Consider the following 14,500-nt stretch of genomic DNA (forward strand, 5'->3'; position numbering starts at 1 on the left):
GGGACGGAACAGAGAAGTAGTGGACTACTCGTGCCCGCGTGCGGCAAGTGGAGGACGATCGGTTGCGATCAGCTAACGTCGGGATTAGGTGGTGGCTCGTGCCGAAGATCGGTGAGCATGCGGTGGTTCTCGGAGCCAGCATGGGCGGGCTGTTGGCCGCGAGGGTGCTGGCCGACTTCTATGAGACGGTCACTGTGGTCGAGCGGGACGTATTGCCCGACGATGCAGTCAACCGGTGGGGCGTTCCGCAGGGCCGCCATGTGCATGCCTTGCTGGGGCGAGGGTCCCAGGTCCTGGGTGAGCTGTTTCCCGGGTTCCTTGACGAACTCGTCGGGGCTGGCGTCCCTGTCTTCGACTACACCGATCTGTCCAAGGCGTTCATTTCTTTTGCTGGCCACCAAATGCTGCGTACCGGAGCGTTCAGGGACATCCCGCCCATCTTTATCCCAAGCAGACCATTGTTGGAGTGTCTTGTTCGGCGACGGGTGCGTGAGACGGCGAATATCACGCTGCTGGAGGGCTATGACGTTGTTGATCTGACGTCGACCACGGCGCGCGATCGTGTCACCGGCGCGCGGGTCCGTTCCCGTGACGGTGGCAGTGAACGGGTGTTGACGTCGGATCTGGTCGCTGACGCCACCGGTCGGGGTGCGCGAACACCGGCGTTCTTGGACGCCTTGGGCTATGGCCGTCCGGTCGAAGACCAAGTCGCTGTGCGTCTGGTGTATTCCAGTCAGCTGCTGCGGATCCCGCCCGGCACGCTCAAGGAGCTGATGGTTCTCGGCGGTGCCCGCCCGGGCCGGCCCACCGGGATGGCGTTATTCGGTCACGAGGACGACACCTGGATGTTCACCGTAGCCGGCATGGTGGGGTGCGAGCCGCCGAGCGAGCCAGCCGAAATGTTGGCCTTCGCCGAGGGTTTGGCTCCAGCGCATGTGCTGGCGGCGATCCGTGCGGGCGAGCCGCTCACCGAAGTCTGTCGTTTCCGTTTCCCCGAGAGTCGGTGGCGGCGCTATGACAAGATGCGGCGGTTTCCCGCCGGTCTGCTGGTTTTCGGCGACGCGATCTGCAGCTTCAACCCCGTCTACGGCCAGGGCATGACGGTGGCCGCTCTGCAGGCGCAGGCGCTGCGCCAGTGTCTACACCGCGGGGCGGATGGCTTGGCGCGGCGCTACTTCCGTGCCGCCGCGAAACCGATCGGGGTGGCTTGGCAGTTCAATGTTGGCGCTGACCTTAACCTGAGCGAGGTCGAAGGCCCCAGGCCACTGTCGTTGCGCCTCGCCAATAGGCACGTCGACCGGCTTCAGACCGCCGCCGAGTCCGATCTCGTTGTCGCCGAACAGTTCACAAAGGTCATCGCACTGATCGACCCGCCCATTCGGCTGCTGCACCCGAAGATGATGATCCGCGTCGCGACCGCCAACCTGCGCCGCCGGCAACGCCGTCAACCAGCCGTGGCGGCGCGCGAAACGCTCGGTGACCGGGGAAGCGTTTCTTGATTCCGGGACAGTTGACCGCCGAGGGCCAAGTCCTCTTCGACGGTGAAGTGCTGGTGCTGGCGCGCCGACCTAAGGTCCGCGCATGCGCGACATCGGCACCATCGACGCCGATGCATCCGTGCTGGCGAACGACCCCACATTCACCAGCTGACTTGCGCGACCCAGCCCGACCGCTAGGTTCACCGACATGCGCGATCGGGACACCATCGACTCCGAACTGCGGCTGCTGGCTGCCGTACGCCGCTCAATCCGCGATCACGGCGGCGACCGTCAAGTCGCCAGGTCGACGAACTGCTTGATGAGCGGCTTAGCGCACTGCGGCCGGCGGGAATCAGGTGTGTTGGAACTTTCAAGCACAAAGCGAGTAGTGCATTACTCTATGTCCGCCCCGGTGTCTCCTGAGACTATCGGTTAGCGAATCGCAATTGTCTCGGGCCGACTACCCCCGGCCAACCGGGAGGAAGGTGCCATGAAACAGCTCTGTGATGACCTAAGCCAATTCGCCATTCAGGTACGCCAGCTTGGATATTCCCTCGGCGGGGGCGGGGGCGTGGGCGAGCGGCAATGCCTGGATCTCAGTGAACGCATGCTCGCGGCGGTTAAGCAGGCTGAGGCCAGAATGGCCGGCGCTAAATCCACCCCGCTCTTTCGGTTATCCGAACCTGCTGGCTTGACGACGCCGAGGACTTCCTTTTCGGGCGCCGACCCAAGGCGTTGTTGAAAGGGCACAGAGCCAACGCCTTGGGAACGGTGGCTTAGGGCGGCCATGGTTCACCTCATCTCCTGGTGGGGAACCGGGACGGCGTGAATTATCGCGGCGGTCAGCGGCGTGCCCAGTCGGCAGTGGCACTGCGCGCATCGCGGCCCAACCAAAGTGAAGCACCGGAGGCTGTCGTGCCTAGTCGGCTGTCGGCATGATCCCGCGCCCGGGTCGGCGTTTAATCGGCGCTAAATGTCGAGAAGCGAAGATAACTTGCGTCAATCGTTGATAAGGTTGTATCGCCCGATTGCGCTGTGGCGCACCGAGTCACGGCAACTTGACACAAACACTGATAAGCGTTCGCGGCGAATCTTGTGGTCGCAGGTTCGAGTCCTGCCGGGGGCACACTTAGGCGCCCTGTGAGCAGTGAGGTCTATGTGGCACCTGTTCTCAGATAGTGCGACGTGCCGTCAGCGGCGAACCTGCGGAGGTACCCGATGCCCCAGTCTGATCTGGTCTTGTTCAGCGTCGACAGTCATGTCGCGCTGATCACCGTCAATGACCCCGACCGCCGCAACGCCGTCACCGAGGAGATGTCAGCGCAGCTGCGCGCGGCTGTGGAACGGGCCGAGGCCGATCCCGATGTGCACGCCGTCGTCGTCACCGGCGCCGGCAAAGCGTTCTGCGCGGGCGCCGACCTGAGTGCCTTAGGCAGTGCGGCCGAACAGGGACTGCTACGGATCTACGACGGTTTTATGGCGGTGGGCAAGTGCACGCTGCCCACGATCGCCGCCGTCAACGGCCCGGCCGTGGGGGCAGGCCTGAACTTGGCGCTGGCTGCCGACGTGCGCATCGCCGGGCCGAACGCGTTGTTCGACGCGCGTTTTCAGAAGTTGGGACTGCATCCCGGCGGCGGGGCGACCTGGATGCTTCAGCGCGGGGTCGGACCGCAGGTGGCCCGGGCGGCCTTGCTGTTCGGTATGCGCTTCGACGCCGAATCAGCTGTGCGGCATGGGCTGGCGCTCAGCATTGCCGACGACCCGGTCGCCGCCGCATTGGAACTGGCGGCCGGGCCAGCGGCTGCCCCGCGCGAGGTGGTGCTCGCGACGAAGGCCACCATGCGTGCCACGGCCAACCCCGGATCGGTCGATGCCGAACAGCACGAACTCGCCAAGGACACCGAACTCGGGCCGCAGGCCACCTCGATCCGGTCACCGGAGTTTGCCGCCCGGCTGGCCGCTGCGCGCCGCAAGTAAAACTTTTGCGTTTTCCGGGACTGTTGCCGATCCTCGACGAAATCGAAAACACCATCCAACAAACGCTCAACCTCTTCGGTTTCGAACTCGTGCGCAATGCGATTAACGACGTCACCTTGGTGGTGGGCGTCATCACTAACGAAGTGCTGTTCTCACCTCTGGGAACCGGGCTGGACGACCTCGGTGCGCTGATAAGCAACATCAGCCCGGTGCTCGGACCCATCGGCACGATCTTTGACGATCTCGGCAACTTGTCCACGGTCATCGGAAACGGGATCCAAGACTTTGGCGTCAACACCGTGCCGGCCATCGACACGCCCCTGTTTGACATTCCGGTACAGCTAGTCAACTTCGGGTCGGCGCTGTTTGACCTACTAACGGGCCAGCCCGTAGCGGCCGACGCCAGCGCACTGTCGGACCTGGGCACACTGCCGGACCTGAGCGCACTGTCCGACATCAGCCTCAGTTCATTGTCCGGCATGGTTACGGACCTGGGCTCAACTCTGCTTACTCTCTTCCCCTGAGCGGAAGTCAATCCGCAGCCAAACGGCCCCTCCAATGCCGAAGGGGCCGTTTGCATTATGCTAATGAAAGAAGACCCCACGACGCTGAATTAATCTTGGATGCAGCGTGGCACCATACGGCCCCCAGCGCGGGTCGCCCCCGTCAAAGATCGGGCATATGCGAGACGTGTGTCGGCAAGTAAGCGTTGGCCGTGGTCGCACCGAACCGCGACCGCTACAGATCAAGCAGCGCGGTCTCCGGTGATTCGATGAGCCGGCGCAGCTCTCCCAAGAACTGGGCCACGTTGGCGCCGTCAGCGACCCGGTGGTCGAACACACAGGTCAGGGTCATCTGTGGACGGATGACGATCGTGTCGTCAAGGACCGTGGGCCGCGGTTTGAGCGACCCCATGCCCAGGATCGCCGCTTCCGGATAGTTGATCACCGGGACGCCGTCGTCAAGACCGAGGGCCCCGAAGTTCGACACGGTAAACGTCGAGCCGGCAAGCTCGGCCGGTTTCAAAGTGCCTGCGTGGGCTTCCCGGATCAGCCGGGCCACGCATTGCGCGAGTTGGCGGGTGGTCTTGTCCTGCGCGTCGATGACCACGGGAACCAGCAGGCCGCGGGAGGCGGCGACCGCGAACCCCAGATGGACCGCGTGATGAGAGTGCACCTGCGGGCCGCCGTCCGGGCCGTCAACCCACGTGGAGTTGAGAATCTTGTTGTGCGTCAACGCGATGACGAGTAACCGCAGTGTGAGCAGGAATGGGGAGATGACCTCGTCGCCTTCACCAACAGCCGCGCACAGTCGATCGCCCAGTCGCATCAGGCCAGTGCAGTCGACCTGTACGCTGGCGTGCGCGTCAGGAATCTTGCTGCGCGACAGAGTCATGCGTTCTGCCATGTGAGCGTGGACTCCGCGCACCGGCAAGACGTCGTATGACACGCCGGGCCGCTCGGCGCCGACTCCAGAGGCCGCCAGAACCGCCTCCCGACTGATCAGGCCGTCCGGGCCCGGCGGCACGTCGCCCAGATCCACGAGCAGCTCGGCAGCCAATTTCCGCACGGACGGTTTGGCTTTCGGACGTCTTCGGCTGGTGTCAAGTGCGTCATCAGCGCCATATCCGACGAGTATCGGTCTTCGCGTGGACGACTCACCGTTGGACGCCGTGGCCGCAACCGGGTTCGCCGCCGGCCGTGGTGCCTCGTCCGTCGCGTCGGGCGCGGTGTCGATACGTACCAGCAGCGAGCCGACCGCCAGCACATCACCTTCGGCCCCGTGTATTTCGACGATCCGACCCGCGTACGGGCTGGGGATCTCGACTTCAGCCTTGGCGGTCTCCACCGAGCACAACGTTTGGTTGAGTTCGACGTCGTCGCCGGCGGCCACGTGCCAGCACGACAGCGTCAGCTCTTCCAAGCCCTCGCCAAGATCGGGGACCACGAACGGCTTGACGCGATCATGCCCAACGGGCGGGTTCACGGTTGCTCCAGCACGCGCTCAACGCAATCCAGCAGCCGATCGGGACCCGGTAACCACAGCTTCTCCAGTCGCGCTGGCGGGTACGGGGTGTCAAATCCGCAGGCGCGCAACACCGGTGCTTCGAGTTCGTAGAACATCTCCTCTTGAATGCGGGCCGCCAGCCCGGCGCCGTAGCCCAGGCTGCGCGGACCCTCGTGCAACACCACGCACCGCCCGGTGCGGCGGATCGACGCGGCCACCGTGTCGAAATCCAGCGGGACCAGTGACCGCAGATCGACGACCTCGATGCTCCAATTATGTTGCAGGGCAGCTATTTCAGCGGCTGACAATGCGGTACCTACCAGGCCACCGTAGGTCAGGACGGTGACGTCGGTACCGGCTCGGCGCACCACAGCCTGCCCGATCGGCAGTCCGGGCCGGACTGTGTCGATGACCTCGCGACCCCAATAGCGTCGCTTGGGCTCTAAGAACATCACCGGGTCCGGGCACGCGATCGCGTGGCGCAGCAGCCAATAGGCGTCCGATGGTGTCGACGGGACCACGACCTTCAGGCCGGCGGTGTGCGCCCAGTAGGACTCGGTGGATTCCGAATGATGCTCGACCGCGCCGATACCGCCGAAGGACGGTATCCGAACCGTGACCGACATGTCGATTTCGCCGCGGGTGCGGGTTCGGTACTTCGCCAGATGGCTGACCACCTGATCGAAGGCGGGATAGGAGAATCCGTCGAACTGGATCTCGGGTACCGGCACGAAGCCTCGCAGCGCCAAGCCCACCGCGATGCCGATCACCGCGGACTCGGCTAACGGAGTATCGAAGCAGCGGTCCGCGCCGAATGTCGCGGTGAGTCCCTCGGTGACCCGGAAAACCCCACCCAGAGTCGCCACGTCCTCGCCGAATACCAGCACCCGGTCGTCGGCTGCCATCGCGTCGTGCAACGCGCGGTTGAGTGCCTGAACCATGGTCAACGGCGAGGCGCTGAGCTCATCAGTCGCTACCGGCACGTCTGCAGTCGGGCGGGTCGGCGGTTCGGCGATCTGGGTCATCACGCCTCCCGGAGGATTTCAGCCCGCAACTGTTGGCGTTGCGCTTCAAGTCCCGGCGTCATTTCGGCGTATACCGTGGTGAACACCTCGTCGATGTCGATATCGGGCGCCGCGAACACCGCATCGCGCAGGTCAGCGCGCAGCCGCTTGCACCGAGCGGCGACTCGGTCTTCCAGCCGTGCCGACCATAGTCCCTGACCCTGCAGATAGGTCCGGTAGCGCGGAATGGGGTCCAGTGTCTGCCACCAGTCCAGTTCCTCCTGGGTGCGGTACCGCGTCGGATCGTCCGAAGTGGTGTGCGGGCCCAGCCGGTAGGTAACGGCCTCGATCAGCGTCGGCCCGTCGCCGGCTCGAGCCTGGGCGGCGGCGTCGGCCATCACCGCGTAACAGGCCAGCACATCGTTGCCGTCCACCCGGATGCCGGGCATTCCGTACCCGATGGCCTTGTGCGCGATGGACGGAGCGGCAGTCTGGTTACGCAGCGGCACCGAGATCGCCCACTGGTTGTTCTGCACGTAAAAAACACACGGTGCTTTGAACACCGCCGCGAAGTTCAGTGCCTCGTGCACGTCGCCCTCGCTGGTGGCACCGTCGCCGAGAAAGGCCACCGTCATCGAGTCCTCGCCGAGCCGCTGGGCCGCCATGGCTGCGCCGACGGCATGCAGCGTCTGAGTGCCGATCGGAACGGATATCGGAGCGCAGCACTTCTTGGTGAAATCCAGCCCGCCATGCCAGGTTCCGCGCCAGGCGGCACCGACATGGCCGGGCGGGATGCCGCGCACGAGATAGACGCCCAGTTCGCGATATTGCGGAAACAACCAGTCGGTCTTGCGCAGGCAGGCCGCCGCACCGACCTGTGCCGCCTCTTGGCCGCAGCACGACGCGAATAGTGCTAGTTCACCTTGTCGCTGCAGATTGACGAATTCGGCGTCCACATCGCGCGTGACCACCATCATCTCGTAGAGCCAGCACAGTGTCTCGGCGGGAAGGTCGCGGCTGTAACGGACTTCTGTCGTGGGTGTCCCATCCGGGGCGACAAGTTGTACCGGCTCAAGGTCGACAGTCATCGGCATCGCAGAGACCTCAGCCATGCCGCCTCCTTTGATTGCGCGGTCACAAGGTCAGTGGATGTGTCCTCCCTTTAAGACCCTGTGAGACGCAGCCAACCAATAACGGCGCAGGTGTGCGGCGGGTCAGAGCAAACCCAAAGACCGGAGCTGCTACGAGCCGGTGGCAGCCGCCAGCTGCACTATTCGCTCGGCTCGCCGCAACACAGGCGCATCTACCATTATGCCCTCAAATGCGAAGACACCGCGTTCATCGGCAGCTGCGGCCAGAACGTGTCGCGCCCACTGCACCTGGTCGGTGGACGGCGCATAACCGGCCCGTATCACGGGTAGCTGGGTGGGGTGGATAGCAACCTTCGCGTCGAAGCCCACCGCGACCGCGTCGTCGACTTCGGCGCGCAGCCCGTCGAGATCTTTGATGTCGAGGTAGACCGAATCCAGAGCGAGGCGACCGTGCGCCTTGGCGGCCAACAGGGATTGTGAACGGACGTGGCGGGCTACCTCGCGGTATGTCCCGTCGGGGTAGCGGTTTGCAGTACCGCCGAGCGCCGCGAACAGATCCTCCGCACCCCACATCACCGCGAAGGCGTTGTCCACCCGGACGGTCTTCGTTACGGCCAGCGCGCCCATCGGCGACTCCACCAGAACGATGACGTGCAACGGCGCCAGCGCGCTGACCTGTTCGGCCGCTTCGCATTTCGGGAGCATCACGGTGTCGTAGGGCGTCTTTTTCAGGGCCTGGAGGTCGAGCTTCTGGTCGGCGGTGCCGAACTGGTTGACACGCACCACGGTGCGGGCCGGGTCGAGCTGTACGTCGACGAGCGCTTCGCGCGCTGCGGGCCGGTCGGCGGCGGCACAGCCGTCCTCGAGGTCGAGGATCACGATATCCGCTGCGGCCGCGGCCTTTTGGTAACGCTCCGGACGGTCAGCCGGGCAGAACAACCATGCCGGCCCGGGATTGTGCAAGCCCATCAGTCGACGGCCTCCGCCGGCCGCATACGCACCAGGGTTTTGCGGTTCGCGGTGGCGACCACGTCACCGTGCTGATTTCGACCGGTATGCGCGAACGTCACGATGCCCTCCCCCGGACGGCTCTTTGATGTTCGCTTCTCGGTGATCACGGTCTCGGCGTAAAGCGTGTCGCCATGGAACAGCGGTTTGGGGAACGCGATATCAGCGAAGCCGAGATTGCCCACGATTGTGCCCTGGGTCAGCTGCGCGACCGACAATCCAACCAGGGTCGACAGGGTGAACATCGAGTTGACCAATCGCTGATGGAACGGCGGCAGCGCGTCGGAGAACGCGGCATCCAGATGCAGCGCTTGGGTGTTCATGGTCAAAGTCGTGAACAACACGTTGTCGGCCTCGGTGATGGTCCGACCCGGGCGGTGCAGGTACCGCACGCCGGTCTCGAATTCTTCGAACCACAACCCGCGCTGGATGACCGTCTTGGCAGGCTGTTCGCCGTTCTCTGAAGTCACAGACCTACCTCTCTCGCGATCAGCATCAACTGCACTTCGGTGGTGCCCTCACCGATCTCCAGGATCTTGCTGTCCCGGTAGTGGCGGGCGACGGTGAATTCATTCATAAACCCGTAGCCGCCATGAATTTGGGTGGCATCACGCGCGTTGTCCATCGCCGCTTCGCTGGCCACCATCTTGGCGATCGCCGCCTGCTTCTTGAACGGCTTACCGGCCAGCATCAGCGCTGCGGCGTCATAGTAGGCGGTGCGAGCGGTGTGCGCGCGAGCCTCCATCCGCGCGATCGAGAATGCGATGGACTGATATCGGCCGATCGGTTGACCAAACGCTTCGCGTTCCTTTGCGTACTTGACGCTCTCGTCGACGCAACCCTGCGCAGCTCCGGTGGACAGTGCGGCGATCGCGATGCGGCCCTCGTCGAGGATGCGCAGGAAGTTGGCATACCCGCGACCGCGTTCGCCGAGCAGATTCTCCTCCGTCACGCGGACGTCGTCGAAGCTGAGCGGATGGGTGTCCGAGGCGTTCCAGCCGACCTTGTTGTAGGCCGGCTCCACCGTGAACCCCGACGTGGGTACCGGCACCAGGATCGATGAAATCTCCTTTTTGCCGTCCCGCTCGCCGGTCACCGCGGTGACCGTGACCAGCTTGGTGATGTCGGTGCCGGAGTTGGTGATGAACTGCTTGGACCCATTGATCACCCAATGGCCATCATCAAGGTGGGCGGTGGTCTTGGTTGCGCCGGCATCGGTGCCGCCGCCGGGCTCGGTCAGCCCGAACGCGCCCAGGGCACGACCACTTGCCAACTGCGGCAACCATTCCTGCTTCTGCGCATCGGTGCCGAACCGATATACGGGCATGGCGCCCAGCGAGACGCCGGCCTCCAGCGTGATGGCCACGCTTTGGTCGACCTTGCCCAGTTCCTCCAGCGCCAGGCATAGGGCGAAGTAGTCGCCGCCCATTCCGCCGAACTCTTCCGGAAAGGGAAGACCGAAAAGGCCCATCTCAGCCATCCCGGCGACCACTTCGTAGGGGAACGAGTGTTCGGCGTCGTGACGCGCGGCTACCGGTGCGACGACGCTCTGGGCGAAGTCACGGACCGTCTTGGCCAATTGTTGGTACTCGTCCGGGAGCGTCGCGGTGGATAAGAAATCAGTCATGACGTGCTATCCTCTGCTTGTGGTAATGCGTTGGTGTTCACGGTAATCCGGGCCAGTGGCTGACCCACCTTGACCTGATCGCCGGCGGCGACGAGAAGTTCGACCACACCGCCGACGGGTGCCGCCAGCGCGTGCTCCATCTTCATCGCCTCAACCGTCACGACAACGGTTCCGGCCTCGATTTCGGCACCGTCGTCCACGCTCACCGCGACGACCGCGCCGGGCATCGGGCTGGTCAATTCGGCGTCGCCGGTGGGCTCGTCGTCCGGGCGTACCGGTGCTTCCCTGACCTCCTCGAGCACCGCGGTGGCGCCGCCGCCGGCCAACCAGATCTTGCTGTCAGCGATGGCGACGGTGTACTCACTCCGCAGCCCGTCCAGCGTCACCGTGAGCTGATCGCCCGTCAGATCGGCCTGCAACGAGCGACATTCGCCATCTTCGATGCACACTTCGGCCAATCCCGGGGCGCCGGTGATGTGGACGTGGTCGATGCGTTCCCCGGCGCGCAGCCGGATGCTCACCGGCGCTCTGGCGCCGACGCGCCATCCGGATGGCACCTCCCACAAGTCGGCGCCCGGGGCGGGGAAAAGCCGCAACCAATGGAAAGCCGCAGCAGCGATGAACTGTTCGTCCGACGGGGACGCCGCGACGAAGTCCCCGGCTCGTCGGTCCAACAGCCCGGTGTCCAGCCGACCGGCGGTGACGTCCGGATCGGCCAGCAGGAACCGGGCGAACTCGACGTTGGTGACGACGCCGAGGACCGCGCTGTCCGCTAGGGCCCGATCGAGGGTCCGCAGTGCCGCCGCCCGATCCGCGCCATGCCCGACCACCTTCGCCAGCATCGGGTCGTAATCGCTGCCAACGACCGTCCCCGCGAACAGGCCCGAATCGACTCGCACACCCGCCCCGTCCGGTTCCACCACCGCCAGCACGTCGCCGCCGGTAGGCAGGAAGCCGTTCGCAGGGTCCTCGGCGTAGACGCGCGCTTCAATCGCGTGTCCGTGCAAGGCAATATCAGCTTGGCCTATGGTCAGCTTCTCCCCTGCGGCGATCCGGACTTGCCATTCGACCAGATCCCAGCCGGTCACCATCTCGGTGACCGGGTGCTCGACCTGTAGCCGGGTGTTCATCTCCATGAAGAAGAACTCGTCGGGCCGGTCAGCCGAGACGATGAACTCCACCGTGCCGGCGCCCGTGTAGTCCACGCTCCGGGCGGTATCGCATGCGGCGGCGCCGATCCGGGCCCGAGTCGCGGCGTCCAGCAGCGGCGACGGCGTCTCTTCGATGACCTTCTGGTGTCGCCGCTGCAGGCTGCATTCTCGTTCGCCGAGGTGCACAACATTGCCGTAGCCGTCGGCCAGCACCTGAACTTCGATATGCCTGGGGCGCAACACGAATCGCTCGAGGAATAACGTGTCGTCGCCGAATGCAGCCGCCGATTCCCGGCGGGCACTGACCAGCGCGGCAGGCAGGTCGGCGGGCTGCTCGACCATGCGCATGCCCTTGCCGCCGCCGCCGGCAGACGGTTTGACGAGCACCGGGTAGCCGATCTCCTCAGCGGCCGCGATCAGTTCATCGTCGGTGAGCCCGGGCCGTGCGATCCCGGGAACGACCGGTACGCCGAACGCCGACACGGTGCCCTTGGCGGCGATCTTGTCGCCCATGGTTTGAATGGCATTCACCGGCGGACCGATGAACGTCACCCCCGCCGATGCCAGCGCGGCCGCAAAATCGGGGTTCTCCGATAGGAATCCGTAGCCCGGGTGTACGGCCTGGGCACCGGTGCGCACAGCCGCGTCGACGACCGCAGGAATGTTGAGGTAGCTGTCACGCGCGGGCGCCGGTCCGATTGCTACCGCGAGGTCGGCTGCGGCGACATGGCGTGCAGTGGCATCGGCGTCGCTGTAGACGGCGACCGACCGGATGCCCATGGCCTTCAGCGTCCGGATCACCCGGACGGCTATCTCACCCCGGTTGGCGACCAGAACAGTATCGAAGCCCATTGCATTCACATCCGGAAGACGCCGTAGGAGACCGGCTCGACGGGCGCATTCCCCACCACCGAAAGCGCAAGACCTACAACCGTTCTGGTGTCCGCGGGATCGATCACCCCGTCGTCCCAGAGCCGGGCCGTCGAGTAGTACGGATTGCCCTGGTGTTCGTACTGTGCGCGGATCGGGGCCTTGAACGCATCTTCCTCCTCAGCCGTCATCTCCCCGCGCACCGTCGCCAGCACCGACGCCGCCTGCTCACCGCCCATGACCGAGATCCGGGCGTTCGGCCACATCCACAGGAAGCGCGGCGAATACGCCCGTCCGCACATCGAGTAGTTGCCCGCACCGTAGGACCCGCCGATCACCACGGTGAGCTTGGGCACTCGCGCGCACGCCACCGCGGTGACCATCTTGGCGCCGTGTTTGGCGATGCCGCCGGCCTCGTAGTCGCGGCCAACCATGAACCCGGAAATGTTCTGCAAGAACAACAACGGGACCAATCGCTTGTCGCACAGCTCGATGAAATGCGCGCCCTTGAGCGCGGATTCGCTGAACAGCACGCCGTTGTTGGCGACGATGCCGACGGGGTGGCCGTGAATGTGCGCGAATCCAGTCACCAGCGTACTGCCGTATTCGGCTTTGAATTCGACGAACTCACCCCCGTCGACGAGCCGGGTGATGACGTTGTGTACGTCGTAGGGAATTCGCGGATCGATCGGGACCACGTCGTAGATCTCGGTTTGACTGGCAATCGGGTCGACGGCGGGCCGCATGTCCCAGGTGCGCGGTTCGCGCGGTCCCAGCGTCGAGACGATCCGCCGGATGATGTTCAGCGCGTCGCGGTCGTCGTGCGCGAGATGATCGGTGACACCGGAGATCTTGGAGTGCAGCTCTCCGCCACCGAGATCCTCCGCGGAGACCACTTCTCCGGTGGCGGCCTTGACCAGCGGCGGGCCGCCGAGAAAGATGGTGCCCTGGTTGCGGACGATCACCGCCTCGTCGCTCATCGCCGGGACGTACGCGCCGCCTGCCGTGCACGATCCCAGCACGGCGGCGATCTGCGGGATGCCCTCGGAGCTGAGTTTGGCCTGGTTGTAGAAGATCCGGCCGAAATGCTCGCGGTCGGGAAACACCTCGTCTTGGCGGGGCAGGAACGCGCCACCGGAGTCGACGAGGTAGATGCAGGGCAGCCGATTCTGCCCGGCAATCTCTTGCGCGCGCAGGTGCTTCTTGACCGTAATCGGGTAGTAGGTACCGCCTTTGACCGTCGCATCGTTGGCTACGATCATGCATTCGCGACCGGAGATCCTGCCGATACCGGTGATGATGCCAGCCCCCGGGCATTCGTCGTCGTACATCCCGTCGGCGGCAAGCGGAGCGATCTCGAGCAAGGGACTGCCGGGGTCGAGCAGGCCGTCAACTCGGTCACGCGGCAGCAGTTTGCCGCGGTCGACGTGGCGTGTGCGGGCTCGTTCCGGGCCACCAAGGGCGGCCGTGGCCAGCTTCTCGCGCAGCTGCGCGACAAGCGCGCGGTGCGCGTCGCGGTTTTCCGCCGGAGAGGTCATCGTTTACACACGCCAATTTCGGTTAATGATCACTAACTCGTGATATGTTAGTGGCGATTAACCGAACTGTCCAGCACGAGTTGTCGAGGGAGGCCGTCATGGCAGTGTCTGCTCCGGCCGACCACAGTGATCGCAACGGTCAGACTGAGGGGCCGAATCGCCGAAGTCGGCGCAAATCAGACCGACGCTTGCAACTGTTGTCGTCAGCTGAGCGGCTGTTTGCCGAACGCGGATTTCTTGCCGTGCGGCTGGACGACATCGGCGCCGCAGCGGGTGTCAGCGGCCCGGCGATCTACCGGCACTTCCCCAACAAAGAGTCGCTGCTGGTCGAGTTGTTGGTCGGCATCAGCACCCGGTTGCTCGCCGGCGCACGCGAGGTCCGGTCCCGCGAAGCCGACGCGGCCACGGCGCTCGACGGCTTGATCGACTTCCACCTTGACTTCGCGCTGGGTGAACCGGATCTCATCCGGATTCAGGACCGCGACCTCGCCCATCTGCCGGCAGCGGCCCAACGCCAGGTGCGCCGCGCACAGCGCCAGTACGTAGAGGTCTGGGTGGCAGTGCTCCGTGAGCTCGAACCGGCGCTCGCCGAGGCCGACGCCCGGCTGATGGCACACGCCGTGTTCGGGCTACTCAACTCGACTCCACACAGCCTGAAGCCCGCCGACGGCAGGGCGGCGCGGTCACGGGCGGTGATGCGGGCGATGACGCTTGCCGCGTTGGCCGTCGGCGCTTCCTGACAGTCACGC

Annotated in this window: 12 protein-coding genes; 4 read left to right on the forward strand and 8 right to left on the reverse strand. The window is 64.9% G+C overall.

From position 1 onward, the window contains the following. The first annotated feature begins 98 nt into the window (after positions 1 to 98). From ACLQI9_RS13240 to ACLQI9_RS13250, 3 genes are all read left to right on the forward strand, one after another. Positions 99 to 1,499: an FAD-dependent oxidoreductase gene (locus ACLQI9_RS13240; RefSeq protein WP_442380545.1), complete on the forward strand. Its 1,401-nt coding sequence runs from the start codon at positions 99 to 101 to the stop codon at positions 1,497 to 1,499. A gap of 1,197 nt (positions 1,500 to 2,696) precedes the next feature. Then, positions 2,697 to 3,455 carry an enoyl-CoA hydratase gene (locus ACLQI9_RS13245; RefSeq protein WP_442380547.1) on the forward strand — a complete coding sequence of 253 codons (759 nt, stop codon included), beginning with the start codon at positions 2,697 to 2,699 and terminating at the stop codon, positions 3,453 to 3,455. Between the two features lie 23 nt (positions 3,456 to 3,478). Next, positions 3,479 to 3,979 (forward strand): hypothetical protein, encoded by a 501-nt coding sequence (locus tag ACLQI9_RS13250; protein WP_442380549.1) that lies wholly within the window; start codon positions 3,479 to 3,481, stop codon positions 3,977 to 3,979. A 214-nt stretch (positions 3,980 to 4,193) separates the two neighbouring features. On the opposite strand, the gene ACLQI9_RS13255 is transcribed toward ACLQI9_RS13250, so the two are convergent. From ACLQI9_RS13255 to ACLQI9_RS13290, 8 genes are all read right to left on the reverse strand, one after another. Next, on the reverse strand, positions 4,194 to 5,441 hold the full coding sequence (locus tag ACLQI9_RS13255) for a dihydrolipoamide acetyltransferase family protein (RefSeq protein ID WP_442380550.1): 1,248 nt from the start codon (positions 5,439 to 5,441) through the stop codon (positions 4,194 to 4,196). Further along, positions 5,438 to 6,487 (reverse strand): 3-methyl-2-oxobutanoate dehydrogenase subunit beta, encoded by a 1,050-nt coding sequence (gene bkdB / locus ACLQI9_RS13260; protein WP_442380552.1) that lies wholly within the window; start codon positions 6,485 to 6,487, stop codon positions 5,438 to 5,440. Before bkdB ends, ACLQI9_RS13255 begins: the two co-directional genes overlap by 4 nt. After that, positions 6,487 to 7,578, reverse strand: coding sequence for a pyruvate dehydrogenase (acetyl-transferring) E1 component subunit alpha (gene pdhA, locus ACLQI9_RS13265; RefSeq protein WP_442380553.1), 1,092 nt, complete (start codon positions 7,576 to 7,578; stop codon positions 6,487 to 6,489). Before pdhA ends, bkdB begins: the two co-directional genes overlap by 1 nt. 129 nt (positions 7,579 to 7,707) lie before the next feature. Beyond that, positions 7,708 to 8,526 carry an HpcH/HpaI aldolase/citrate lyase family protein gene (locus ACLQI9_RS13270; protein WP_442380555.1) on the reverse strand — a complete coding sequence of 273 codons (819 nt, stop codon included), beginning with the start codon at positions 8,524 to 8,526 and terminating at the stop codon, positions 7,708 to 7,710. Beyond that, positions 8,526 to 9,035, reverse strand: a complete 510-nt coding sequence (locus ACLQI9_RS13275; protein WP_442380557.1) for a MaoC family dehydratase — start codon at positions 9,033 to 9,035, stop codon at positions 8,526 to 8,528. Before ACLQI9_RS13275 ends, ACLQI9_RS13270 begins: the two co-directional genes overlap by 1 nt. After that, positions 9,032 to 10,192, reverse strand: coding sequence for an acyl-CoA dehydrogenase family protein (locus tag ACLQI9_RS13280; protein ID WP_442380559.1), 1,161 nt, complete (start codon positions 10,190 to 10,192; stop codon positions 9,032 to 9,034). Before ACLQI9_RS13280 ends, ACLQI9_RS13275 begins: the two co-directional genes overlap by 4 nt. Next, positions 10,189 to 12,195, reverse strand: coding sequence for an acetyl/propionyl/methylcrotonyl-CoA carboxylase subunit alpha (locus ACLQI9_RS13285; protein WP_442380561.1), 2,007 nt, complete (start codon positions 12,193 to 12,195; stop codon positions 10,189 to 10,191). The genes ACLQI9_RS13280 and ACLQI9_RS13285 overlap by 4 nt, the downstream gene beginning before the upstream one ends. 5 nt (positions 12,196 to 12,200) lie before the next feature. After that, a complete protein-coding gene (locus ACLQI9_RS13290; RefSeq protein ID WP_442380563.1) occupies positions 12,201 to 13,751 on the reverse strand; it encodes a carboxyl transferase domain-containing protein in 1,551 nt (516 codons plus the stop codon). 98 nt (positions 13,752 to 13,849) lie between these two features. Between ACLQI9_RS13290 and ACLQI9_RS13295 the strand changes: the two genes are divergently transcribed. Then, positions 13,850 to 14,491 carry an SACE_7040 family transcriptional regulator gene (locus ACLQI9_RS13295; protein ID WP_442380565.1) on the forward strand — a complete coding sequence of 214 codons (642 nt, stop codon included), beginning with the start codon at positions 13,850 to 13,852 and terminating at the stop codon, positions 14,489 to 14,491. The last annotated feature ends 9 nt before the right edge of the window (positions 14,492 to 14,500 follow it).

Source organism: Mycobacterium sp., from assembly GCF_052143115.1.
Lineage (GTDB): Bacteria > Actinomycetota > Actinomycetes > Mycobacteriales > Mycobacteriaceae > Mycobacterium.